Annotated in this window: 24 protein-coding genes; 10 read left to right on the forward strand and 14 right to left on the reverse strand. The window is 69.0% G+C overall.

The genetic code is table 11. The features are described 5' to 3' along the window. Window positions 1–4 precede the first annotated feature (4 nt). Together ASC98_RS27385 and ASC98_RS30925 are read right to left on the reverse strand one after the other, a co-directional pair. Complete coding sequence (locus tag ASC98_RS27385; protein ID WP_056813301.1) at window positions 5–748, reverse strand: DUF6338 family protein; 744 nt, start codon at window positions 746–748, stop codon at window positions 5–7. Next, window positions 745–942 (reverse strand): hypothetical protein, encoded by a 198-nt coding sequence (locus ASC98_RS30925; protein ID WP_157597921.1) that lies wholly within the window; start codon window positions 940–942, stop codon window positions 745–747. The genes ASC98_RS27385 and ASC98_RS30925 overlap by 4 nt, the downstream gene beginning before the upstream one ends. A 174-nt stretch (window positions 943–1,116) precedes the next feature. Between ASC98_RS30925 and ASC98_RS31215 the strand changes: the two genes are divergently transcribed. Further along, the gene (locus tag ASC98_RS31215) at window positions 1,117–1,320 is read left to right on the forward strand and encodes a hypothetical protein (protein WP_056813305.1); all 204 of its coding nucleotides are present in this window, start codon (window positions 1,117–1,119) and stop codon (window positions 1,318–1,320) included. Continuing rightward, a complete protein-coding gene (locus ASC98_RS27395; protein WP_056813307.1) occupies window positions 1,317–1,937 on the forward strand; it encodes a Fic family protein in 621 nt (206 codons plus the stop codon). Before ASC98_RS31215 ends, ASC98_RS27395 begins: the two co-directional genes overlap by 4 nt. An 11-nt stretch (window positions 1,938–1,948) precedes the next feature. Here the strand turns inward: ASC98_RS27395 and ASC98_RS27400 are convergent, their stop codons facing one another. Further along, the gene (locus ASC98_RS27400; RefSeq protein WP_056813310.1) at window positions 1,949–2,563 is read right to left on the reverse strand and encodes a response regulator transcription factor; all 615 of its coding nucleotides are present in this window, start codon (window positions 2,561–2,563) and stop codon (window positions 1,949–1,951) included. Beyond that, complete coding sequence (locus ASC98_RS27405) at window positions 2,560–4,488, reverse strand: sensor histidine kinase (RefSeq protein WP_056813312.1); 1,929 nt, start codon at window positions 4,486–4,488, stop codon at window positions 2,560–2,562. The genes ASC98_RS27400 and ASC98_RS27405 overlap by 4 nt, the downstream gene beginning before the upstream one ends. 129 nt (window positions 4,489–4,617) lie before the next feature. On the opposite strand from ASC98_RS27405, the gene ASC98_RS27410 reads away from it, so the two are divergent. The 3 genes from ASC98_RS27410 to ASC98_RS27420 all read left to right on the forward strand — a co-directional run bounded on the left by ASC98_RS27410 (window position 4,618) and on the right by ASC98_RS27420 (window position 7,613). Then, window positions 4,618–5,643: a TRAP transporter substrate-binding protein gene (locus ASC98_RS27410; RefSeq protein ID WP_056813315.1), complete on the forward strand. Its 1,026-nt coding sequence runs from the start codon at window positions 4,618–4,620 to the stop codon at window positions 5,641–5,643. Window positions 5,644–5,724: 81 nt separating this feature from the next. Then, on the forward strand, window positions 5,725–6,294 hold the full coding sequence (locus ASC98_RS27415; protein WP_369820447.1) for a TRAP transporter small permease: 570 nt from the start codon (window positions 5,725–5,727) through the stop codon (window positions 6,292–6,294). Then, window positions 6,291–7,613, forward strand: coding sequence for a TRAP transporter large permease (locus ASC98_RS27420; protein WP_056813319.1), 1,323 nt, complete (start codon window positions 6,291–6,293; stop codon window positions 7,611–7,613). The genes ASC98_RS27415 and ASC98_RS27420 overlap by 4 nt, the downstream gene beginning before the upstream one ends. A 109-nt stretch (window positions 7,614–7,722) precedes the next feature. Here the strand turns inward: ASC98_RS27420 and ASC98_RS27425 are convergent, their stop codons facing one another. From ASC98_RS27425 to ASC98_RS27435, 3 genes are read right to left on the reverse strand one after another with little or no spacing between them, the layout of a single operon-like run. Further along, window positions 7,723–9,237, reverse strand: a complete 1,515-nt coding sequence (locus ASC98_RS27425; RefSeq protein ID WP_056813322.1) for a UxaA family hydrolase — start codon at window positions 9,235–9,237, stop codon at window positions 7,723–7,725. 35 nt (window positions 9,238–9,272) lie between these two features. Next, complete coding sequence (locus tag ASC98_RS27430) at window positions 9,273–10,136, reverse strand: fumarylacetoacetate hydrolase family protein (RefSeq protein ID WP_056813324.1); 864 nt, start codon at window positions 10,134–10,136, stop codon at window positions 9,273–9,275. 11 nt (window positions 10,137–10,147) lie between these two features. After that, complete coding sequence (locus ASC98_RS27435) at window positions 10,148–10,918, reverse strand: SDR family oxidoreductase (protein ID WP_056813327.1); 771 nt, start codon at window positions 10,916–10,918, stop codon at window positions 10,148–10,150. Window positions 10,919–11,115: 197 nt separating this feature from the next. Between ASC98_RS27435 and ASC98_RS27440 the strand changes: the two genes are divergently transcribed. The 5 genes from ASC98_RS27440 to ASC98_RS27460 all read left to right on the forward strand — a co-directional run bounded on the left by ASC98_RS27440 (window position 11,116) and on the right by ASC98_RS27460 (window position 15,176). Then, the gene (locus ASC98_RS27440; RefSeq protein WP_056813330.1) at window positions 11,116–12,789 is read left to right on the forward strand and encodes a long-chain-fatty-acid--CoA ligase; all 1,674 of its coding nucleotides are present in this window, start codon (window positions 11,116–11,118) and stop codon (window positions 12,787–12,789) included. 91 nt (window positions 12,790–12,880) lie between these two features. Continuing rightward, the gene (locus ASC98_RS27445) at window positions 12,881–13,378 is read left to right on the forward strand and encodes a hypothetical protein (protein WP_157597922.1); all 498 of its coding nucleotides are present in this window, start codon (window positions 12,881–12,883) and stop codon (window positions 13,376–13,378) included. Between the two features lie 70 nt (window positions 13,379–13,448). Then, window positions 13,449–13,928, forward strand: a complete 480-nt coding sequence (locus ASC98_RS27450; protein WP_056813335.1) for a hypothetical protein — start codon at window positions 13,449–13,451, stop codon at window positions 13,926–13,928. 14 nt (window positions 13,929–13,942) lie between these two features. Continuing rightward, complete coding sequence (locus tag ASC98_RS27455; protein WP_056813339.1) at window positions 13,943–14,662, forward strand: 16S rRNA (uracil(1498)-N(3))-methyltransferase; 720 nt, start codon at window positions 13,943–13,945, stop codon at window positions 14,660–14,662. Between the two features lie 88 nt (window positions 14,663–14,750). Further along, window positions 14,751–15,176 (forward strand): YidB family protein, encoded by a 426-nt coding sequence (locus tag ASC98_RS27460; protein WP_056813341.1) that lies wholly within the window; start codon window positions 14,751–14,753, stop codon window positions 15,174–15,176. 30 nt (window positions 15,177–15,206) lie between these two features. Here the strand turns inward: ASC98_RS27460 and ASC98_RS27465 are convergent, their stop codons facing one another. The 7 genes from ASC98_RS27465 to argS all read right to left on the reverse strand — a co-directional run bounded on the left by ASC98_RS27465 (window position 15,207) and on the right by argS (window position 22,645). Next, a complete protein-coding gene (locus ASC98_RS27465; RefSeq protein ID WP_056813344.1) occupies window positions 15,207–16,451 on the reverse strand; it encodes a class I SAM-dependent RNA methyltransferase in 1,245 nt (414 codons plus the stop codon). 11 nt (window positions 16,452–16,462) lie between these two features. After that, window positions 16,463–17,989 carry an RNA polymerase factor sigma-54 gene (locus ASC98_RS27470; protein ID WP_056813348.1) on the reverse strand — a complete coding sequence of 509 codons (1,527 nt, stop codon included), beginning with the start codon at window positions 17,987–17,989 and terminating at the stop codon, window positions 16,463–16,465. Between the two features lie 12 nt (window positions 17,990–18,001). Further along, on the reverse strand, window positions 18,002–18,754 hold the full coding sequence (lptB, locus tag ASC98_RS27475) for an LPS export ABC transporter ATP-binding protein (RefSeq protein WP_056813351.1): 753 nt from the start codon (window positions 18,752–18,754) through the stop codon (window positions 18,002–18,004). Between the two features lie 26 nt (window positions 18,755–18,780). Next, complete coding sequence (gene lptA, locus ASC98_RS27480) at window positions 18,781–19,428, reverse strand: lipopolysaccharide transport periplasmic protein LptA (protein ID WP_162249267.1); 648 nt, start codon at window positions 19,426–19,428, stop codon at window positions 18,781–18,783. Window positions 19,429–19,517: 89 nt separating this feature from the next. Continuing rightward, window positions 19,518–20,174, reverse strand: a complete 657-nt coding sequence (locus ASC98_RS27485; RefSeq protein WP_056813356.1) for a thiol:disulfide interchange protein DsbA/DsbL — start codon at window positions 20,172–20,174, stop codon at window positions 19,518–19,520. A 103-nt stretch (window positions 20,175–20,277) separates the two neighbouring features. Beyond that, window positions 20,278–20,946: an SPOR domain-containing protein gene (locus ASC98_RS27490; protein WP_056813359.1), complete on the reverse strand. Its 669-nt coding sequence runs from the start codon at window positions 20,944–20,946 to the stop codon at window positions 20,278–20,280. Window positions 20,947–20,956: 10 nt separating this feature from the next. Next, a complete protein-coding gene (argS, locus tag ASC98_RS27495) occupies window positions 20,957–22,645 on the reverse strand; it encodes an arginine--tRNA ligase (protein ID WP_056813361.1) in 1,689 nt (562 codons plus the stop codon). Window positions 22,646–22,864 lie beyond the last annotated feature (219 nt).

The raw sequence follows: 22,864 nt of genomic DNA on the forward strand, positions 1-22,864 counted from the left end.
GCGGTCAGGAATCGACCAGATCCACGTACTGGATGTTGATGTTCTTGATCTCGCTGAACTTCACCGCGAAGGTGTCGCCCGGGATCGGGGTCAGGAACTCCGGCTCGGCGGTGCCGGCGAAGTCGGGCACCACGCCGCGGAACGCGGACGCCAGCACCAGCGCGTCGGGCGCCTTGGTCTTCTCGTCGAACGAGAAGTAGCTCAGGATGCCGCTGTACAGCACCGGCGATTCGCCGACCTGCACCAGCAGGTCGACCACCACCGTGCGCCCGGCCTGGTTCGAGCGGTTCTCGCCGGTCAGGATGTAGTGCCACGGCGGCTTGAAGCGCAGGAAGCGGTAGCGGATGTCCAGCTCGCGGCGGTCGATCCACACGTTGAGCGCGAGCCCGGCCGCCAGCGGCAACGCGAAGATGCTGATGAAGTACAGCGCGACGAACCACAGCGCGCCGCCGATCGCCGACTCGGCCGCGAGGTAGGGCGCGGTTGCGTTGTTCAGCGTCAGCAGCGCGAAGAATTCGCGGTGCGCCGGCTGGCAGCCGCACAGGCCGCCCATCGCGTGGATCGCCAGCAGCCACCCGGTGTGCAGCACCGCCGACGCCAGCACCGCGGCAATCGCATGGCCGGTCATCGAGCCGGAGATCACCGGGATCTCGCCGTTGTCGCGGATCTTGCCGGTCACCGCCAGCACGAAGATCGCGCCGGGCAGGTAGATCAGCAGCAGCAGGAAGGCCTGGAACGCGAAGTTCAAGATCGAGGGGCGACCGGCGGCGTGGCGGGCAGCACCTTCAGGCGGACGATGCGGCCGCGCTCGTCTTCGAGCTCGATGCGCCGGCCTTCGTCCTGCTGCGGCGGGCTGGCAATCAGCTGACGCCGGTACTCCTGGCGCGTCTTCGGATCGCTCAACAAGGCCCGGACCACGGGATTGATGTTGACACTGGGCATGCCCGGAAATGTAAGGTCAAACGGGCGATGCCGCAGAAAACTGCGGTGTCGGTGGAACCTTCGCGCGGTGGGAGTTACACAGGGCAGTCTCCAACCATTGATTCGCGGTGGGATATTCCGCATTCTCGGGGCGCTGGCGAGTGCCCCAACAACCTCCGGCAGAGGAGAGCAGCCATGAAGGTCTTTCTCGGACTGAAGACCCGTCCCGAACTGTTGAGCAAGCTGCAGCAGACCGTGGGGCGCAAACCGTCTGCGGCAGAAATCCTGGAACAGCGGATCTCATTCGTCTTCGGGTCGTTGAAGCCCGACAGTGGGATCACGCGCGAACAGGTTCGCCAGATCCTCCTCGAACACGACGGAAGCGTGAGCAAGTCGTGATCTTGTTCGACCTGGTGGGAGACGACGAGCATCACCCCACCTACGGAGCACTGACCGTCGAGAACGGCATTCGCCAGTACAGCTTCTTGAGGTCTGTCGTGGAGGCCAGCCTCGCGGTAGGCCGTCCATTCCTGTCGTCGCAGGTGCTGAAGGCATTGAACTTCCAGGCAATTGCCTGCCTGCATGCCTACGCGGGCGACTATCGGCCTTGTCAGGTTTTCGTCGGCGAGCATGAGCCTCCACCGCACTACCGGGTTCAAGCGTTGATGGATGACTTCGTCAACACGGTCAACCGGGAGTGGGAGGCCGCAGACTCGGTCGGTCTTGCCGCCTTCGTCCTGTGGCGCTTGAACTGGATCCACCCGTTCATCAACGGCAACGGACGCACCGCGAGAGCGGCGTGCTACTTCGTGTTGTGCGTCAAAGCGGAGCAGTGGTTGTCAGGCGCGACCATTCTTCCGGAACTCATCCGCCGCGAGCACCCGCGGTACGAACTCGGCCTGCGGCACGCTGATGCATCGATGGCCGCGGGTGCCGTCGATCTGGCCCCCTTGCACGCGCTGCTGGTCGAACTGCTCGAAGAGCAGATCACGGATGCTCCACCCAGGACTGCATAGTCTCCCGGTCGTCAGCTCCCAGGTGCCGCGAGCACCGTGGCCACCTCCGCCGCCGAGCGCACCCCCAGCTTCGCGTACACCCGCGCCCGGTGCACCTCGACCGTCCGCACCGACACGTGCAGCTCGTCGGCGATCACCTTGTTCAGCTTGCCGGCCGCCACGCGCAGCATCACCTCGTGCTCGCGCTCGGTCAGGCTCGACAGCCGCGCCTGCCGTTCGGCCACCTGCGCGCCCTGGCGCTGCATCGCGGCATCGACCGCCAGCGCCTGCGCGACGCGGTCGGCCAGCGCGTTGTCGACGTACGGCTTCTCGAGGAAATCGAACGCGCCCTTCTTCAGCGCCTCGACCGCCATCGGGATGTCGCCGTGCCCGCTGAGGAACAGCACCGGGTTGCGCAGCCCGCGCGCGATCAGCTCGTCGTGCAGCCGAGGGCCCGACATCGGCTCCATCCGGATGTCGAGCAGGAACACGCCGGGCAGCGGTCGCGGTGCGGCGTCCAGCGTCGCCAGCAGCGCCGGGCCGCTGCCGTGCGGCCGCACGTCGAGGCCGTGCGACGTCAGCAGGAAGCCGAGCGCATCCAGCACCACCGCCTCGTCATCGACCAGGTAGACCACGCCAGCGTTCATGCGCCATCCTCCATCGAGAGTTCCGAAGCCGCCAGGTTCACCGGCAGCGTCAGGGTGAACAGCGCCCCGCCGCCGGGGGCATTGGTCGCGTCGAACATGCCGTGATGCGCCTCGATGATCGAGCGGCAGATCGCGAGGCCCATGCCCATGCCTTCCGCCTTGGTCGAGAAGAACGGCGCGCACAACGCCTCGATGCCGAGCCCGCCGAGCCCGGGGCCGTTGTCGCGCACGTCGATACGCACGAAGCGGCCGTCGGCGCTCAGCGAGCTGCCGGCGACGATGCGGCGCTCGCCCGGCCGCTGCGCCAGCGCATCGCCGGCGTTGCGCACCAGGTTGATCACCACCTGCTCGATCAGCACCGCATCGGCGACGATCACCGGCAGCGCGGCATCGAGCTGCAGGACCACCTGCACCTGCTGGCGCTGCAGCTCGCGGCGCAGCAGCGCGACGCCGCCTTCGATCACCACATTCAGCGTGCACGGCTCCAGCCGCGGCTCGCGCCGCGTCAGGAATTCGCGGATGCGCTGCACGATCGCGCCAGCATGGGCTGCCTGCTCGCCGAGCCGCTTCAGCGCGCGCATCACCACCGGGTCGGGCGACGGCAGCTTGAGCATCGAATTCATCACGCCGGCGTTGTAGCTCGCGATCGCCGTCAGCGGCTGGTTCAGCTCGTGCGCCAGCGTCGAGGCCACCTCGCCCAGCATCGTCAGCCGGCCGTGGTGGGCCATGGTCTCGGTCTGGCGGCGCTCGCGTTCCTCGAGCCGGCGCCGCTCGGTCATGTCGAGGATCGAGCCCATCCAGCCGATGTGAACGCCACGCGCGTCGACCAGCGGCGCCTCGAACACCATCACGTCGAACAGCCGTCCGTCGCGGTGCCGCCAGCGCGCCTCGTAGCCTTCGCGCGGGGCCTGGCCGGCCATGTTGCGCAGGTGGCGCTGCATGATCTCCTCGTGCGAATCGGCGGGCCAGTACGGCATCGGCGGCAGCAGGCCGACCAGCTCGTGCGGCTCGTAGCCGACCATGTCGGCGAGCGTGCGGTTCACGTAGACGAGCCGGCCGTCGAGGTCGCGGGCGCGCAGGCCGACCGTCAGCGAATCCTCCATCGCCTGGCGCCACGCGGCCTCGGTGCGCCACGCCGCCTCGGCGCGCGACACGCCATGCATCTGCCGCCGCAGCATCCCCGTGATGGCCGCGATCAGCGCGACGAAGCCGGCCACCATCGCGACCGGCAGCCCGTGGTACCAGCGCGGCACCACGTCGCGCGCGGTCAGCTCGAGGTAGCCGTCGGCCAGCGCCGGCGCCATGCTGATGCGCCAGCTCTGGCGGCCTTCCAGCGGCCGGTCTTCGGTGGTCGACGCGATCACCGCATCGAAGCTGTCGAGCAGCCGCACGTCGTACTTGCGGGCCAGCCACCACGGCACCGTCTGGCGCAGCATCTCGCCGGGCGAGTAGCGGGCCACCAGCGTGCCGCCGGACGCGAGCGGCGCCGACAGGTGGGCCGACAGCCCGGGGCCGCTGCGTGCGCCGTCGGGGCCGTCGGGCAGCTGTGCGACCAGCCGGTTGGCGGCGTCGAGCCAGGTCAGGCTGATCCAGAAGCGGTGCAGGCCCTGCTGCGCCTCGGGCAGCGTCGCGAGCGCGGGCGCGCCTGCAGCGCGCTGATCCAGCCGCGTCGCGACATCCTTCAGCAGCAGCGTCTCGCGCTCGATGCGCGCGCTGGCCTGCGTCTCCAGCGACAGCGCGTCGGAGACCAGCGCGAGCCGCTGCTCCTCCAGGTCGGCCTGTTCCGATGCGCGCAGCCACAGCAGCACGCCGGCGACGAACACCAGCGACAGCAGCAGCGGCAGCGCCCACAGGCCGCGCCGCAGCTTCGGGCGCGGCGGCAGCGCGAGCGCGGGGTGGCGGGGCGGATCGGCCGGTGCGGGCATGGCGCGAAGTCTAGGTTCGCGGGCCGCCGGCGTGCGACCGGCGGCGTCGAAATGTGGAACTCCACAACTTCCCGCGCGCCGGGCCGCCGACCAGAATCCGGCCGCAGCACAGACCCCCGGAGACAAGACATGACGCAGTCCGCGAAGCTTTCCATCACGCGCCGCAGTGCGCTCGCCGCCGCCGCGTTGGCGGTGGCCGCCCCGAAGACGTTCGCGCAGGCGCCGATCGTCATCAAGTTCAGCCACGTCGTCGCCCCCGACACGCCGAAGGGCAACGGCGCGCAGCGCTTCAAGGAACTGGCCGAGCAGCGCAGCGGCGGCCGCGTGAAGGTGGATGTCTACCCGAACAGCCAGCTCTACAAGGACAAGGAAGAGATGGAGGCGCTGCAGCTCGGCTCGGTGCAGATGCTCGCGCCGTCGCTCGCCAAGTTCGGCCCGCTGGGCGTCAAGGAATTCGAGGTCTTCGACCTGCCGTTCATCTTCAAGGACCAGGCCGCGTTCCGCGCGGTGACCGAAGGGCCGGTCGGCGCGGACTTGTTCAAGAAGCTCGAGCCCAAGGGCGTCAAGGGCCTCGCGTACTGGGACAACGGCTTCCACATCATGAGTGCCAACAAGCCGCTGCACAAGGTGGCCGACTTCAAGGGCCTGAAGATGCGCATCCAGAGCTCGAAGGTGCTCGATGCCGAGATGCGCGCGCTCGGCGCGGTGCCGCAGGTGATGGCCTTCAGCGAGCTGTACCAGGCGCTGCAGTCCGGCGTGGTCGACGGCTGCGAGGGCGTGCCGTCGAACTTCTACACGCAGAAGACCTACGAGGTGCAGAAGCACACGACGATCTCGAACCACGGCCACCTGGCCTATGCGGTGATCGTCAACAAGAAGTTCTGGGACGGCCTGCCGGCCGACCTGCGCACCCTCCTCGAAGGCGCGCTGAAGGAAGCGACCGCCTTCGCCAACGACATGGCGACCAAGGAGAACATCGACGACCTCGAGAAGATGCGCGCCAGCGGCAAGACCACGATCTACACGCCGACCGCGGCCGAGCTCGACGAGTGGAAGAAGGCGCTGATGCCGGTGCACAAGGAGATGGCGTCGCGCGTCGGCCAGTCGACGATCGACGCGGTGTACAAGGCCGCCGGCTTCGTCCCCGCGAAGTAGGGCAGGGCCATGGTCGCGCCGGTGCTGCGGTCCGTGAACCGCTTCCTCGACCACCTCGAGGAATGGCTGATCGCTGCGCTGATGGGCGCGGCGACGCTGTTGATCTTCGTCGCCGTGGTGCACCGCTATGCGGCCGCCGCTCACTACCCGCCGCTGCTGCAGCCGGTGCAGGACTTCCTGCTCGGGCTGAACCTGAGCTGGGCGCAGGAGCTGTGCATCTACATGTTCGTCTGGATGGCGAAGTTCGGCGCGGCCTACGGCGTGCGCCACGGCACGCACGTCGGTGTCGACACGCTGGTGCGCGCACTGCCGCCGCGGCAGGCGCGATGGCTGACGCTGGTCGGGCTGGCCGGTGGCGTGGTCTTCACCGCGACGGTCGGCACGATGGGCGCGGTGTTCGTTTGGGACAACGGCTTCCACCACGCGCTGTTCAGCCTGTTCGGCTGGGATGTCGGCGATGTGCCCGAGGGTCCGACCTCGCCCGACCTGGAAGTGCCGACCTGGATCCCGTACGCCTGCATCCCGCTGGCGTCGTACCTGATGTGCTTCCGCTTCCTGCAGGTGATGTGGACCTACTGGCGGCACGGCCAGCTGCCGCACCACGAGATCGCGCACGTGGACGGGTTGGACGAGGCGGAGGCCGCAACATGAATGCATTGATCATCTTCGGCCTGCTGGTGCTGCTGATGCTGACCGGCATGCCGGTCTCCATCGCGCTCGGCCTCACGGTGCTGGGCTTCTTCTTCGGCATGACCAACGAGCCGATCGCGTCGATCGGGCTCAAGCTGTTCTCCGGCCTCGAGAAGTTCGAGATCATGGCGATCCCGTTCTTCATCCTGGCCGGCAACTTCCTGACCAACGGGGGGGCGGCGCGGCGGATGATCCACTTCGCGTCGACGATGGTCGGGCACTTCTACGGCGGGCTCGGGCTCGCGGGCGTGCTGGCCTGTGCGCTGTTCGCGGCGATCTCGGGCTCGTCGGTGGCCACCGTGGTCGCGGTCGGCACCATCCTGCTGCCGGCGATGCAGAAGGCCGGCTACCCGAAGCGCTTCTCGGCCGGCGTCATCACCACCTCGGGCGCGTTGGGCATCCTGTTCCCGCCGTCGATCAACCTGGTGATCTTCTCGATCGCGACCAACGGCATGAACGCGACCGGGCCGGACGGCCAGCCGGTCGCCACCGCGTCGGTCGGCGACCTGTTCATCGCCGGCGTGCTGCCGGGGCTGCTGCTGTCGCTGCTGCTGGGCGTGACCACCTGGTACCGGGCGCGCAAGTACGACTACCCGCGGCTGCCGCGCGCCAGCTGGGGCGAGCGCTGGAAGGCCTTCCGCGAGGCGTTCTGGGGCATCGCGCTGATCGTCATCGTGATCGGCGGCATCTACTCGGGCGTGTTCACGCCCACCGAGGCGGCGGCGATCGCGGCGGTGTACGCGTTCGTGATCTCGGTGTTCATCTACAAGGACCTGAAGCTCGCCGACGTGCCGAAGGTGCTGCGCAATGCGGCGGCGATGAGCTCGATGCTGCTGTACATCATCACCAACGCGGTGCTGTTCTCGTTCCTGCTGACCTCGGAGCAGATCCCGCAGTCGATGGCGGCGTGGATGACCGGCCAGGGCTTCGGCGTGGTGGTGTTCCTGCTGCTGGTCAACATCATCCTGCTGGTGGCCGGCAACTTCATGGACCCGTCGGCGATCGTGCTGATCATGGCGCCGATCCTGTACCCGGTGGCCTGCAAGCTGGGCGTGAACCCAATCCACCTGGGCATCCTGATGGCGGTGAACATGGAGGTCGGCATGTGCCACCCGCCGGTCGGGCTGAACCTGTACGTCGCGTCGGGCATCAGCAAGATGGGCATCACCGAGCTGACGGTCGCGGTGTGGCCGTGGCTGCTGACGATGATCGGGTTCCTGGTGCTGGTGACCTACTGGCCGGCCTTGTCGCTGACGCTGCCGCGCCTGCTGGGGCATTGAGCGGGCCGAGCGCCGGGCCGCCCCAAGCCTGTCCTGAGCTTGTCGAAGGGCCGGCCCGCGTCCCCTCGGGGGGGCCGCCCGGTGTACCCACCGGGCGAGGGGCTCCATGTCACATGACGGCCCCGAACTGCCACGGTACGAACTCGTTCTGGCCGTAGCCGTGGCGTTCGCTCTTCGTCAGTTCGCCGGACGCGGTGGCCAGCATCTGCGCAAAGATCTGCTCGCCGAGCGCGGCAACCGATGCGCTGCCGTCGACGATGCTGCCGCAGTTGATGTCGATGTCGTCCTGCTGGCGCAGCCACAGCGCGGTGTTGGTCGACAGCTTCAGCGACGGTGACGGCGCGCAGCCGTAGGCCGAGCCGCGGCCGGTCGTGAAGCAGATCAGGTTGGCGCCGCCGGCCACCTGGCCGGTCGCGCTGACCGGGTCGTAGCCCGGCGTGTCCATGAAGACCAGGCCGTGCGCCGTGACCGGCTCGGCGTACTCGAACACGTCGACCAGGTTGGTGGTGCCGCTCTTCGCGATCGCGCCCAGCGATTTCTCGAGGATGGTCGTCAGTCCGCCGGCCTTGTTGCCGGCCGACGGGTTGTTGTCCATCTCGGCATGGTTGCGCGCGCAATGGTCTTCCCACCAGCGCAGCCGCGCAAGCAGCTTGTCGGCGACCGCGGGCGACACCGCGCGCCGCGTCAGCAGGTGTTCGCCGCCGTAGATCTCGGGCGTCTCCGACAGGATCGCGGTGCCGCCATGGCGCACCAGCAGGTCGACCGCCGCGCCGAGCGCCGGGTTTGCGCTGATGCCGGAGTAGCCGTCGGAGCCGCCGCACTGCAGGCCGACGCACAGGTGGCTGGCGCTGACCGGCTCGCGGCGCGTGCGGTTCGCGTCGGGCAGCATCTCGCTCACGAGCGCGATGCCGCGCGCCACTGCTTTCGCGGTGCCGCCGGCATCCTGGATGTTGTAGCTGTGCAGGCGGGGGCCATCGGCGAGCCCGATGCCGGCGATCTGGTTGGTCTCGCAGCCGAGGCCGACCACCAGCAGCGCCGCGAAGTTCGGGTGCCGCGCATACCCGGCCAGCGTCCGGCGCAGCACCTGCAGCGGCTCGCCCTCGCTATCGGTCGCGCAGCCGGCACCGTGCGTCAGCGCGACCACGCCGTCGACGTTCGGAAACGCGGCCAGCGCCTCGGGGTGGATGTCGCGCCGGAAGTGGTCGGCGATTGCGCGGGCGACGGTGGCCGAGCAGTTCACCGAGGTCAGGATGCCGACGTAGTTGCGCGTCGCGACGCGACCGTCGGCGCGCACGATGCCCTGGAACGTGGCCGGGGTCTCGACGAAGGCCGTCGGGTGCGCGTCGACGCCGATCGAGGGGTCGCGCTCGAAGCTCGAGAACTCCAGGTTGTGCGTGTGCACATGCTGGCCGGCCGCGATCGGCTGGCGCGCGATGCCGATCACCTGGTTGTAGCGACGCACCGGCGAGCCGGCGGCGATGTCGCGCACCGCGAGCTTGTGGCCCGGGGGAATCAGGCCGCTGACGGTCACGTCCTCGGCCTCGATGCGCGTGCCCGACACCAGCTGGCGCCGCGCGATGACGACGTCGTCGGCGGGATGAATGCGGAGGGTGGGCGCGTTCATGGTCGTAGCCTGGATGCCAATCCGGGATGCGGGACTCAGCCGTCGATGAGCTCCGGGTTCCAGGCATGCACCGTCTGCTGCTGTTCGCCCAGGCCCTGGATGCCGAGGCGCATCTTGTCGCCCGCCTTCAGGAACAGCTGCGGCTTCTGCCCCATGCCGACGCCCGGCGGCGTGCCGGTGCTGATCAGGTCGCCCGGGTGCAGCGTCATGAAGCGGCTGACGTAGCTGACCAGGTGCGCCACGTTGAACACCATCGTCTTCGTGCTGCCGTTCTGGAAGCGCTTGCCGTTGACCTCCAGCCACATCGACAGGTTCTGCGGATCGGGCACCTCGTCTTTCGTGACCAGCCACGGGCCGACCGGGCCGAAGGTGTCGCAGCCCTTGCCCTTGTCCCAGGTGCCGCCGCGCTCCAGCTGGTACTCGCGCTCCGACAGGTCGTTGACGACGCAGAAGCCGGCCACGTGGTCCAGCGCATCGGCTTCGGACACATAGCGCGCCGTGCTGCCGATCACGACCCCGAGCTCGACCTCCCAGTCGCTCTTCAGCGAATTCTTCGGCAGCACCACCGCGTCGTTGCAGCCGATCACCGCGCTGATCGCCTTCATGAAGATCACCGGCTCGGCCGGCACCGGCTGGCCGGATTCGGCCGCGTGGTCGGCGTAGTTCAGGCCGATGCAGATGAACTTGCCGAGGCCCGACCAGGGCGGCGCGATGCGCCCCGGCTGCGCGACCAGCGGCAGCGTCGACGGGTTCAGCTCGTGCAGGCGCTTCAGCCCGTGCGGCGACAGCGTCGACGCGTTGATGTCGGCGAGCACGCCGGACAGGTCGCGCAGGTTGCCGTCAGCATCGACCAGCGCAGGTTGCTCGGAGCCCTTCGGGCCGTGGCGCATCAGTTTCATGGACTTCTCTTTCAGTTGGACCAACCACCATCGATGATCTGCGACGTCCCGGTGGTGAACCCCGATTCGTCGGACGCAAGATACACCGCCAGCGCGGCGATCTCGGCGGTGCTGCCGACGCGGCCGATCGGCTGCCGGGCGACGAACGCCGCCTGGACCTGCGCCACCGTCTGCCCGCTGGCCGATGCCTGCGCCTCGATGCGCTGGCGCAACGACGGCGATTCGACCGTGCCCGGGCAGATCGCGTTGCAGCGGATCCCCTTCGCGACGAAGTCCGCCGCGACCGACTTGGTCAGGCCGATCACCGCCGCCTTCGTCGTGCCGTAGACGAAGCGGTTCGGCGCGCCCTTGATGCTGCCGGCCACCGACGCGACGTTGATGATCGAGCCGCCTGCGCCGGCTGCCAGCATCGCCGGCAGCGCCGCGCGGATCGTGCGGTACATCGAGCGCACGTTGAGGTCGAACGAGAAGTCCCAGGCCGCGTCGTCGCAGTCGAGGATGGTGCCGGCATGCACGAAGCCGGCGCCGTTGAACAGGATCTGCAGCGGCCCGAGCCCGGCCACCAGCGACTGCACCGCCGCGCCGTCGCGCACGTCGAGGTGCTGCGCGGTGATGCCCGGGATGCGCGACAGCTCGGCCAGCGCCGCGTCGTTGATGTCGGTCGCGATCACGCGCGCCCCTTCGCGCGCGAAGGCCTCGGCGGTGGCGCGCCCGATCCCCTGGCCGGCCGCGGTGACGAGGGCGGTCTTGCCGGCCAGCCGTGGGTTGGTCGAAAGAGTCATGGAGGTTTCCGGTGGGTCACAATGGATTGGTCTGGTGGTCTGACCAATTCGCCGAAAGCGTACGGGAAGCCTCCAGGAGCGTCAATCGTGTCGCACCCCATGTCGATCCCAACTCCTGCCGCACTTCAGGTGAAACACCTTAGGGGGCGTGCGAAGGGCATGGGCCAGAATCGCCCGTTCGTTTCCGGAGACCCCAGATGGATAAGACTTGGCTCAAGCAGTACCCCAGCGGGGTGCCGGAGCAGATCGATGTCGAGCAGTACACGTCGCTCACCGCGTTGATCGACGAAAGCCTGAAGAAGTACGCCGACCTGCCCGCCTACAAGTTCATGGGCAAGGTCTTCACGTTCCGCCAGGTCGACGACGCCTCGCGCGCGTTCGCCGCCTACCTGCAGTCGCTCGGCCTCGAGAAGGGCGACCGCGTCGCGATCATGATGCCCAACGTGCCGCAGTACCCGATCGCGGTCGCCGGCATCCTGCGTGCCGGCATGGTGGTGGTCAACGTCAATCCGCTGTACACGCCGCGCGAGCTGGAGCACCAGCTGAAGGACTCCGGCTCGAAGGCGATCCTGATCATCGAGAACTTCGCCGCGACGCTGCAGGCCTGCCTGGCCGCGGTGCCGACGAAGAAGATCATCCTCGCGACGATGGGCGACATGCTCGGCTTCCCGAAGGGGCTGATCGTCAACTACGTCGTGCGCAACGTGAAGAAGCTGGTGCCGGCCTTCGAGCTGCCCGGCGTGGTGCCGTACAACGATGCGATCGCCAGCGGCAAGCGCGCGACGCTGAAGCCGGCCACGCTGAAGCTCGACGACATCGCGGTGCTGCAGTACACCGGCGGCACCACCGGCGTCAGCAAGGGCGCGGTGCTGCTGCACCGCAACCTGGTCGCCAACACGCTGCAAGCCGAGGCCTGGTACCAGCCGGCGATGCGCAAGGTGCCGAGCGGCACGCAGATCATGTCGGTGTGCGCGCTGCCGCTGTACCACATCTTTGGCTTCACCTCGAACATGATGCTGTCGATGCGCACCGGCGGCTGCAACCTGCTGATCCCGAACCCGCGCGACATCCCGGGGGTGTTCAAGGAGCTGGCGAAGCAGCCGTTCCACAGCCTGCCGGCCGTCAACACGCTGTTCAACGCGATGGCCAACCACGCGCTGTTCAACACCGTCGACTGGAGCCACCTGAAGATCTCGGTCGGCGGTGGCATGGCGGTGCAGCAGGCCACGGCCAAGCTGTGGCTCGAGAAGACCGGCTGCCCGATCTGCGAAGGCTACGGCCTGTCGGAGACCTCGCCGTCGGCCACCTGCAACCCGACCGACAGCACGGCCTACACCGGCACCATCGGGCTGCCGCTGCCGTCGACCGAGCTCGCGCTGCTCGACGACGACGGCCGCGAGGTGCCGCTGGGCACGCCGGGCGAGATCGCGATCCGCGGCCCGCAGGTGATGGCCGGCTACTGGCAGCGCCCCGACGAGACCGCGAAGGTGATGACGGCCGACGGCTTCTTCCGCACCGGCGACATCGGCACGGTGGACGGCAACGGCTACTTCAAGATCGTCGACCGCAAGAAGGACATGATCCTGGTCAGCGGCTTCAACGTCTACCCGAACGAGGTCGAGGACGTGGTCACGCAGATGCCGGGCGTGCTCGAATGCGCCGCGATCGGCGTGCCCGACGCGAAGGCCGGCGAGGCGGTGAAGCTGGTGATCGTGCGCAAGAACCCGGCGCTGACCGAGGCCGAGGTGCGGGCGTACTGCGAGGCCAACATGACCGGCTACAAGCGGCCGAAGGTGGTGGAGTTCCGCACCGAGTTGCCGAAGAGCCCGGTCGGCAAGATCCTGCGGCGCGAACTGCGCGACAAGACCTGACGATGCGCTGGGCGAGCGCCCCGCAGACGGCGCATGCTGATAAATTCGGGCCGCGGCAGGCCTGCCGCGCCGCGCCCTTGGGAGAGCCCTGGTGATCTGGACCAAAACTGACGCGGGACGCATCGAGATGACGGCCCGCACGCGCGTCAAGGAAAGGGCGCAGCGCAACCTGCTGCTGCTGATCGACGGCGCGAAGTCCGAGGAGATGCTGCTCGCCAACGTGGTCGGCGTGACGATCGAGGATTTCCGCGCGCTCGAGGCGCTGGGCCTGATCGCGCCGGTGTCGGGCAGCGGCAGTTCGCGGCTCCATGCGCCGGCGGCAGCGGCCCCGGCAGCCGCACCGGCGGCGCCGGGCGTCGGCACCCCGGTCGACCCGGGTGAGCTCGACTACGCGAAGTTCACTGCCACGCTGACGCAGATGATCTCCAGCGAGCTCGGCCTGCGCGGCTTCACGCTGACGCTGGCGGTCGAGAAGGCCAGCACGATCGAGGAACTGCGCGACGTCGCCGACCGCACGATCGAGCAGATCCGCTCGCGCAAGGGCGAGCCGGCGGCGCACAAGGCGCGCCGCCTGCTGTACGGCGGCTGAGCTGGCGCAAGACCCGGCGCGCCCGCTGTGGCGCAGGATTCTGCGGCCGTTCTGGCGGCTGCTGCGTGCCGTGCTGCTGGTGGTCGCGGCGGCTGTGCTGTTCATCGAGGAGTGGGGCTGGCGCCCGTTGACGGCCTTCGTCGCGCGGCTCGCGAAGTGGCCGCCGCTCGCGCGCTTCGAGGCGCTGGTGCGCAGCGCGCCGCCGCGCATCGCGCTGCTGCTGTTCCTGGCACCGGCCGTCGCGCTGTTTCCGATCAAGCTGCTGGCGCTGTGGGTCATCCACCGTGGCCACGCGCTGCTCGGCATCACGGTGATCGTCGTGGCCAAGCTGCTCGGCACCGCGATCGTCGGCCGGTTGTTCATCCTGACCGAGTCGCAGCTGATGCGCTTCGCATGGTTCGCGCGAGCACTGCTGTGGTGGCGGGCGACCCGGCAGCGCGTGATGGACGCGCTGCGCCGCTCGGCCGCGTGGCGGGGCGCGCGCCGGCTGAAGACGCGTTGGCGGGCCTGGCGCCGGCGCTTTCGCGGCCTGGACGAGCAGGACGGCTGAGGCAAACTCGCGCCATGCCTCCTCGTTTCCATGTGGCCGCGCCGATGCAGGCCGGCCTTGAATTGAGCCTCCCCCCCGGCGCCGCGCGCCATGTGCAGGTGCTGCGCCTGCAGCCCGGCGATCCGCTGACGCTGTTCAACGGCGACGGCGGCGAGTGGCAGGCCGAGGTCGTCCGGATGGGCCGCAGCGAGGTCGGCGTGCGCTTGAACGCGTACGTGGCGATCGACCGCGAACTGCCGATCCAGGTGACGCTCGCGCTCGGCATGCCGGCCAACGAGCGCATGGACGCGCTGGTCGAGAAGGCGACCGAGCTCGGCGTCGCGGCGATCCAGCCGCTGATGACCGAGCGCTCGGTGCTGCGGCTGAGCGGCGAGCGGGCCGACAAGAAGCAGGCGCACTGGCAGGGCGTCGCGGCCGCGGCCAGCGAGCAGTGCGGGCGCACGCGCGTGCCGGTGATCGCGCCGGTGCGCGGCCTCGCCGAGTGGCTCCGCGGCCTGCCGCCCGCGGCCGGCCGCCGTTTCGTGCTGAGCCTGCGCACGCCCGAGCCGTTGCAGGCCGAGGCCGGCGGGGCGCTGACCTTCCTGAGCGGCCCCGAGGGCGGGCTCAGCGAGGCCGAAGAGGCGGCAGCCGCCGCGGCCGGCTTCGTGCCGGCGAGCCTCGGCCCGCGCGTGCTGCGTGCCGACACCGCGCCGCTCGCGGTGCTGGCGCACCTCGGGCTGTCGAGCGGCGGCTGACGCGGGTCGATGCTGCGGGTGGCCGAGCGGTCTTGTGGCCGACACGAGGCGCGCCCACAATCGCGGTTCCCACTCCAAGGAGCACCTCATGGGACTGCTGGATTCCGTGGTCGGCATGGTGACCGGCCAGAGTGACCCGACGGGCCAGGGCGGCGGCAACCACGCGGCGCTGATCGCCGCGGTGGTGTCGATGCTGAACGCGAACGGCTCGGGCGGCGGGCTCAACGACCTGATCTCGCGCTTCGAGCAGGGCGGCCTCGGCTCGGTGATCGGCTCGTGGGTGTCGACCGGGCACAACCTGCCGATCTCGGCCGAGCAGCTGCAGAGCGTGCTCGGTTCGGGCCAGCTCGCGCAGATCGCCGAGCAGCTCGGGCTGTCGCACGGCGAGGCGGCCACGCAGCTGTCGCAGGTACTGCCGCAGGTGGTCGATCACCTGACGCCGAACGGGCAGCTGCCCGCGGGCGGCGAAGGCGGTGACATCGGGAGCCTCATCGGCAGCTTGCTGCGCCGCTGATCCGTCGCCCGGATGCCGATCCGGGCGACGTCAGCGCGCCGAGCCGGCCACCAGGTCGAAGCGGAACAGCCGGCACTCGATCGGGCCGTTCCACATCGGCACACGCTTCGATTCCTTCAGGCGCATCGCGCCGGGCAGCTTCATGTCCGGGCTCAGCACATAGGCGGTCCAGCCGCCGTCGTGCTGCGTGTACGCGCGCTTCCAGTGCGCCGACAGGCGCGGGAAGAAGTCGGCGGCCAGCGCCTTGTTGTCGCCGTCCGGCTCGTCGCGCGACGGCGCCGACGCGCGTGCCTTGCCGGCCACCTCGATGCGCTCGCCATACGGCGGGTTGATCATCAGCGTGCCGGGCAGGCCGGCCGGCAGCGCCGGCGCCGGTCGCTCCAGCGCATCGCCGCCGTTGAACTGGATCGCGTCCTCGACACCGGCGCGCTGCGCATTGCGGCGCGCGAAATCGACCATCCGGAACGACACGTCGCTGGCATGGATCGGCACCGCGCTCGCGTGGATGCGCGATTGCGCATGGCTCTTCACGCGCTGCCACTGCGCGCGCATCTCGGCATCGGCAAACGGCAACAGCCGCTCGAACGCGAAGCGCCGCTTCAGTCCGGGCGCGATGCCGCAGGCGATCTGCGCGGCCTCGATCGCGATGGTGCCGGAGCCGCAGCACGGGTCGTGCAGCGCACCGCCGGCCTCGGGCGTGCCGCGCCAGCCGGCCGCGGCCAGCATCGCGGCGGCCAGCGTCTCCTTCAGCGGCGCATCGCCCTTGTCCTCGCGCCAGCCGCGCTTGAACAGCGGCTCGCCCGAGGTGTCGACGTACAGCGACGCACGCTCCTCGCCGACGTGCAGCAGCAGCGGCAGGTCGGGGTGGCGGGTGTCGACGCTCGGGCGCGTGCCGGTGGCCTCGCGCAGCTGGTCGCAGACCGCGTCCTTGATGCGCAGCGCGGCGAAGTTCAGGCTGCGCAGCGGGCTGCGGTGCGCGGTGGTGTCGACGCGCAGCGTGTGCTCCGGCGTGATCCATTGCTGCCAGTCGACGCCGCGGGCGAGCTCGTACAGGTCGTGCTCGTCGCGGTACGGCCCTTCGGCCACCTCGGCCAGCACGCGCTGCGCGAGCCGGCACTCGAGGTTCAGCGTCATCACGTCGAGCGGGTCGCCGTCGAGCGCGACGCCGCCGCGGCCGGCATGCACCTTGGCGGTCGGCAGGATGCGCAGCACCTCTTCTTCAAGAAGCGCTTCGACGCCCGCGGCGCAGGGCAGGAACAGGGGAAGAGCGCACATCGGAGTTCAGTTCAAAGGGATTTGCGCAGGTTCGCCGGCGCGATCTTCAGCGCTTCGCGGTACTTGGCCACCGTGCGCCGCGCGACCTGGATGCCCTGCTCTTCGAGCATGTGGCTCAGCTGGCTGTCCGACAGCGGCTTGACCGGGTCCTCGGCACTCACCAGCTGCTTGATCAGCGCGCGCACCGCGGTGCTCGACGCGTTGCCGCCGGCCTCGGTGTTCAGCGACGACCCGAAGAAGTACTTCAGCTCGAAGGTGCCGAACATCGTGGCCATGTACTTGGCCGTCGTCACGCGCGAGATGGTCGACTCGTGCAGGCCCAGCTCGTCGGCGATCTCGCGCAGCACCAGCGGCTTCATCGCGATCTCGCCGTGCGTGAAGAAGCTCTTCTGCCGCTCGACGATGGCCTGCGACACGCGCTGGATGGTGTCGAAGCGCTGCTGGATGTTCTTCATGAACCAGCGCGCTTCCTGCAGCCGCGAGCTCAGCGCGCTGCCGCCGCCGGCCCCGCGGCCCTGGCGGATCGCCTGCGCGTAGAGGTCGTTGATGCGCAGCTTGGGCATCACGTCGGGGTTCAGCACGACCTTCCAGTTGCGGCCCGATTTCTGCACGATCACGTCGGGCACGATGATGTTGGCTTCGGCGCGCGCGAACGGGCGGCCCGGCTTCGGCTCCAGCGCGACGATCAGCGTCTGCGCTTCCTTGATCAGCTCCTCGTCGGCGCCGGTCGCCGCCATCAGCTTCTTCATGTCGCGGCGCGCCAGCAGGTCGAGGTGCTGCTTGCAGATGATGATCGCGATCATCTGCGCCTCGCAGCGCTCCTGCGCACGCAGCTGCAGCGTCAGGCATTCGCCGAGGTTGCGGGCGCCGACGCCCAGCGGCTCCATGTTCTGCAGCCACTTCAGCGCGCACTGCAGGCGCTCGAGGATCTCTTCCTGCTGCTCGGGGTCGGCGGCCAGTTCGGTGGCGATCTCTTCGAGCGGGTCGGCCAGGTAGCCGTCGTCGTCCAGCGACTCGATCAGCACGGTGATCGCCGCGGCGTCCTCGGCGCTCACGCGCATGCCGAGCAGCTGCTCGCGCAGGTGTTCCTGCAGGCTGGGGGCCTGCGGGTTGCGGTCCTGGCCGTCGAAGTCGTCGTCGGCATTGCTGCCGCTGCCGGCGGCGCTGGGCGTTTCGCGGATGCCGTCGAAATCGTCGCGCTCGGTGCCGTTCTCCCAGTCCTCGCGCTCGGTCGCGCCGAACTCGGCACTGTCGACGCCGGCGGCTTCGTCGGGCGCGCTGTCGGCCGAGCTTTCGCTGGCCGAGCTGCTCTCGGTCTCGCGCTCGGCATTGCGCTCCGACACCGTCAGGCGCTCGACCATCGGCTCGGTCGCGCCGGCTTCTTCCTGCTCGGCTTCGAGGAAGGGGTTCTGCTCCAGCATCTGCTCGACTTCCTGGTGGAGTTCGAGCGTGGACAGCTGCAGCAGCCGGATCGACTGCTGCAGCTGCGGCGTCAAGGCCAGGTGCTGCGACAGGCGGACCTGAAGGGAGGGCTTCATGTCGTCAGCCCCTTACATGCGGAAGTGTTCGCCGAGGTAGACCTTTCGCACATCGGCGTTGTCGACGATCTCGGCCGGCGTGCCCTCGGTGAGCACGCGCCCCTCGCTGATGATGTAGGCGCGATCGCAGATGCCCAGCGTTTCGCGCACGTTGTGGTCGGTGATCAGCACACCGATGCCACGGCTCTTCAGGAATCCGATGATGCGCTGGATCTCGATCACCGCGATCGGGTCGACGCCGGCGAACGGCTCGTCCAGCAGGATGAAGCGCGGCTGCGTGGCCAGCGCCCGGGCGATCTCGACGCGCCGGCGCTCGCCGCCCGACAGCGCCGGTGCCGGGCTGTCGCGCAGTTTCTCGATGCTCAGGTCGTTCAGCAGGTCGCCGAGCAGCTTGTCGACGGTGGCTTTCGGCAACTCCTTGCCGTCGGGGCCGCGCTGCAGCTCGAGCACCGCGCGGATGTTCTCCTCGACGGTCAGCTTGCGGAAGATCGAGGCTTCCTGCGGCAGGTAGCTCAGGCCGAGGCGCGAGCGCTGGTGGATCGGCAGGCGCTCGACGCGCTGGCCGTCGATCAGGATCTGGCCGTCGTCGGCGCGGACCAGGCCGACGATCATGTAGAAACTGGTGGTCTTGCCGGCGCCGTTCGGTCCGAGCAGTCCGACGACCTCGCCGCTGCGCACCGACAGCCGCACGTCCTTGACCACCTTGCGGGCGCCGTAGGTCTTCTGCAGGCCGATGGCTTCGAGCCGGCTGGCGTCGGACGGCATCGCGGAAGGAGAGACCGGCACGGCGCTCAACGGCGTGCTCCCGGCGCGGGTTGCGCTGCGGGCTGCGAGGCGGCTTGCGATGCCGCTTCGGCGGCGGCCGGCGTGCCTTCCTTCGGCGTGAACACGTAGCGCACGCGGCCGGTCGGGTTGGCCGGGGTCACCGCGGCACTGCCGCCGGCCACGGTGAACAGCTCGGCCGTGCCGTCGTAGGTGATCAGCGCGCCGGTCACCTCGTCGGCCACCGCGGTGCCGCGCAGGCGCCGCACCGAGGCCTTGTTGACGAAGCGGATGGTGTCGAGCTTGCTGTCGAATTCGAGGCGCTCCGCCTCGCCTTCGACGAATTCGTTCACGCCTTCGCGCTTCTGGCGGAAGCTGGCCGGCTGGGTCGGCGTGCCGACCGCGATGGCGGACTGGTAGCCGTCTGCGCTTTCGCGCACCTCGATGCGCGCCGCCTTGATCAGCATCGTGCCCTTGCTGACGACGACATTGCCGTTGAAGACCACCAGCTGGTTGATCAGGTCGACCTTGCCGGGCTGGTCGGATTCGACTTCCATCTTCTTCAGCCGGTCGGCCCGTTCGGCCTGGACCGGCAGCGCCGCGGCAAGCAGGCAGCCGGCGGCGACAAGCGCCAGGCGGCAGCGGAACAACGAGGAGGTGTAGGTAAGTGGAGTCATTGCGGCATGAAACTTGCAGGCCATTCTAGCCACAGTTTCATGCCGTCGGGGTTACCAGATGAAGTCGGCGTTGCACCGACTTCGGGCGCTCAACCGCCGGCGCGGGACTTCTGGATCAGGAAGTCGGTGACCTGCAGCATGCGCTCGTTGGTGCCGGCCAGCGACCCCGACGTGAAGTAGCGGCCGTTGATGCCCAGGGCCGGCACGCCGTCGAGCTTGTAGCCTTCGGCCAGCTTGGCAGCCTGCTTGGTCTTGGTCTGCGTCGAGAACGAGTTGTACGCCTCGAGGAACTTGGCGCTGTCGATGCCGTTCTTGGCCATGAACGCAGCGATCTCGTCGGGCTTGTCGAGGCGGGCGTGCTCGTTGTGGATCGCGTAGAAGACCTTGCGGTGCATCGCCTCGACCTTGCCCATCGATTCGAGCGCGTAGAAGATCTTCTGGTGCGCGACGAAGGGCTCGTCGCGGAATGCCACCGGCACGCGGCGGAACACCACATCGGCCGGCAGCTTCTTCTGCCAGGCGTCGAGTGCAGGCTCGAAGGCGTTGCAGTGCGGGCAGCCGTACCAGAAGAATTCCACCACCTCGATCTTGCCCGGCGTGGCCGGCGACACCGGCTGGGCGAACTTGACGTAGTTGGTGCCTTCGACCGGGGCGGCGCCTTGTGCCAGGGCGCCGGTGCTGGTCGACAGGGCGAGGGTGCCCAGGCTTGCTCCAACCAACTGTGCCGAGAAATCGCGACGGTTCATGTTCAGTGTTCCAAAGTGGTAAGGGTCAACGACGAGCGGTGGAGTCGGTGTCGGATGCGAAAGTTCAGGGCCGTTGCCGAACCCCGGCCAGTTCTTCACTTCTTTACTTCTGCACGCGGACCAGCGCCGATTCCACGCCCACGCCATCCAGTTTTTCCTTCGCCAGGTCGGCGTCTTCCTTCTTGTCGTAGGGGCCGAGGCGCACCCGGAACATCGTGCGGCCGGCCTGCTCGCGTTCGGTGATCCTGGCCTGCAGGCCCATCATCGCCAATTTGGCGCGTTGCTGCTCGGCATCCTCGACGCGGCCGAAAGCGCCTGCCTGGACGAAGTAGCTCAACGCATCGGAGCCGGGTTTGGTGGACGTGACCACCGGCGGCGTGGCCGCGGCCGGTGCGGCCGTGGTGCTCGCGGCCCGGCCCTCGAGGATGGCCGCCGGGTCGCGGCGCGAGGTGCTGGCGGCCGGCGTCGACACGACGGGCGGCGCGCCGGTCGGGACGGACGGCGGGAAGGCCGGTGCCGGCGCTGCCACGACGCCGCTGGCGGCCTGGCTGCCCGAGCGCACCGGCACCTTGCCCGACAGCGAGCCGTTCGGGTCCCAGTTCTTGTTCTTCTCGGCCTCGGCCGCGTCCTGTTCGGCCGTTCGCTGCGGCACCTTGTTGATGAAGGGCACCGGCACCTTCGCGATGTACAGCGCGACGCCCAGCGCAAGCGCCAGGCCGATCAGCAGGCCGATGATCAGCCCCAGGACAAAACCGCCACGTTGGCTTTTCATGCGTTCTCCATTACATCCGGTCGGGGGCGGCCACGCCCAGCACCTGCAGCGCATTGCGCAGCACCTGGGCGGTGGCGGCCAGCAGCGCGAGGCGGGCGCGCGTCAGGCTGGGGTTGTCGGTCACCAGGAAACGCTCGGCCGCGTAATAGCTGTGGAAGGCGCTGGCGACGTCGCGCAGGTAGAAGGTGACGTCGTGCGGCGCCAGGTCGGCCGCGGCATGCGTCAGCATGTCGGGGTACTCGGCCAGCTTCAGCAGCAGCGCGGCCTCGGTCGGCGCGGCGAGCAGCGACAGGTCGGCGCCCTTCAGCGCGTCGAGGTCGCCGCCGTGCTCGGCCACCCAGTCGCGCAGCACCTTGCTGATGCGCGCATGGGCGTACTGCACGTAGAACACCGGGTTCTCGTCGTTCTGCTTCAGCGCCAGGTCGACGTCGAAGGTGAACTCGGTGTCGGCCTTGCGGCTGATCATGAAGAAGCGCACCGCGTCGCGGCTGGTCCAGTCGATCAGGTCGCGCAGCGTCACGTAGCCGCCGGCGCGCTTGGAGATCTTCACCTCCTCGCCGCCGCGCATCACCGTGACCATCTTGTTCAGCACGTAGTCGGGGTAGCCGGCGGGAATGTTCTCGCCGACGCCCTGCAGCCCGGCGCGCACGCGCGCGATGGTGCCGTGGTGGTCGGTGCCCTGGATGTTGACCACCTTCGTGAAGCCGCGCTCCCACTTGTTGAGGTGGTACGCCACGTCGGGCACGAAGTAGGTGTAGGTGCCGTCGGACTTGCGCATCACGCGGTCCTTGTCGTCACCGTAGTCGGTGCTGCGCAGCCACAGCGCGCCGCCGTCCTCGAAGGTCTTGCCGGCGGCCTTCAGCTTGGCCACCGTCTGCTCCACCCGTCCGCTGCTGTACAGGCTGGACTCGAGGAAGTAGTTGTCGAAGCGCACGCCGAAGGCCTGCAGGTCGAGGTCTTGCTCGTGCCGCAGGTAGGCCACTGCAAACTGGCGGATGCTGTCGAGGTCGTCGGGGTCGCCCGATGCGGTGAACTCGCGGTCGTCCGACTTCACCGTCTTCTTCGCAAGGAAGTCGGCCGCGATGTCGGCGATGTACTCGCCGTTGTAGGCCGGCTCCGGCCAGGCCGCGTCGCCCGGCTTCAGGCCCTTGATGCGGGCCTGCGTGGTGGCGGCCAGCGTCGCGATCTGCACGCCGGCGTCGTTGTAGTAGAACTCGCGTGTGACCTGCCAGCCTTGCGTGTCGAGCAGGCTGCAGATCGCATCGCCCAGCGCGGCCTGGCGGCCGTGGCCGACGTGCAGCGGGCCGGTCGGGTTGGCCGAGACGAACTCCACCATCACGCGGCGCTCGATCGGCGGCTGCTTGCCGAAGGCGGTACCGGCCGCCAGGATCTCGCCGATCACCGACTGCTTCGCGGCGGCCTTCAGGCGCAGGTTGATGAAGCCGGGGCCGGCGATCTCGAGCGCCTCGACGTGGCGCTGCACCGCGGGCTGCCGGTTCAGCGCGTCGATCAGCGCCTGGGCCAGTTCGCGGGGGTTCTTCTTTAGCGGCTTGGCCAGCTGCATCGCGAGAGTGACCGCGAAGTCGCCGTGCGATGCCTGCTTGGGCGATTCGAAGGCGATTGGCACGCTGCTGCCGGGGTGGACATCGGCAACCGCTGCGGCCAGCGCCTGCAGCAGTTCCTGTTTGGCTTGGATCATGCGGGCGATTCTAAGTGGCAGGCACTGGGCTGCCGACCGAGCGGCGGGCCGAGCGCCGGGCCGCTCCCAAGCCGGCCCGCGTCCCCTCGGGGGACCGTTCGGTGTACCCACCGAACGAGGGGCTCCAGTTTGGGATTAGCACTCACTTTGGTGTTCAATTTGGCACACTGCGTCGGGCCGACGGTGCCAAGATGGCACTCTCGGCCTCCGGGCCCTTCG

The organism is Rhizobacter sp. Root1238 (assembly GCF_001425825.1).
Classification (GTDB): Bacteria; Pseudomonadota; Gammaproteobacteria; order Burkholderiales; family Burkholderiaceae_C; genus Rhizobacter.